This is a genomic window from Saccharothrix sp. ST-888, assembly GCF_000955975.1.
Taxonomy (GTDB): Bacteria; Actinomycetota; Actinomycetes; order Streptomycetales; family Streptomycetaceae; genus Kitasatospora.
The window spans coordinates 1-661 of sequence record NZ_JYJF01000322.1 but is presented as its reverse complement, the minus strand read 5'-3'; the positions used below and the strand labels follow the sequence as shown (position 1 = coordinate 661).

Genomic DNA, 661 nt, shown 5'->3' with positions numbered 1-661 from the left:
CCTCCAGCTCCGGGCAGGCCCCGTAGCCGAGCGAGAAACGGGCACCCCGGTACTTCAGGGCGAACATGTCGCGGACGTCCTGCGGGTCCTCGTCGCCGAAGCCCAGCTCGTAGCGGACCCGGGCGTGCCAGAACTCGGCCAGCGCCTCAGCCAGTTGGACCGACAGACCGTGCAGCTCCAGGTAGTCCCGGTAGGCGTTGGCGGCGAACAGCTCGTTCGCGGCCTCCGAGATCCGGTTGCCCATGGTCACCACCTGCAGGCCCACCACGTCCTTCTCACCGGACTCCTCCGGACGGAAGAAGTCCGCCAGGCACAGCCGGCGCCCACGCCGCTGCCGCGGGAAGGTGAACCTGGTCCGCTCCGAGCCGTCCTCGTTGTAGACGATCAGATCGTCACCCTTGGACGCCGCCGGGTAGTAGCCGTAGACCACGGCCGCCTCCAGCCAGCCCTCGGTCTGCAACCGGTCCAGCCACATCCGCAGCCGCGGCCGCCCCTCGGTCTCCACCAGCTCCTCGTACGACGGCCCGGCACCGACCCGCGCCGCCTTCAGCCCCCACTGCCCCTTGAACAGCGCGTCCTCGTCCAGCCAGGACGCGTAGTCCGCGAACGGCACCCCCTTGACGATCCGGTCCCCCCAGAACGGCGGAGCCGGCACCCGGTT

1 protein-coding gene is annotated in these 661 nt (G+C 70.3%); it reads right to left on the bottom strand.

The genetic code is table 11. From position 1 onward, the window contains the following. A partial coding sequence (locus UK12_RS32890; RefSeq protein ID WP_045306876.1) for a vitamin B12 dependent-methionine synthase activation domain-containing protein occupies positions 1 to 661 on the bottom strand: 661 nt, incomplete at both ends.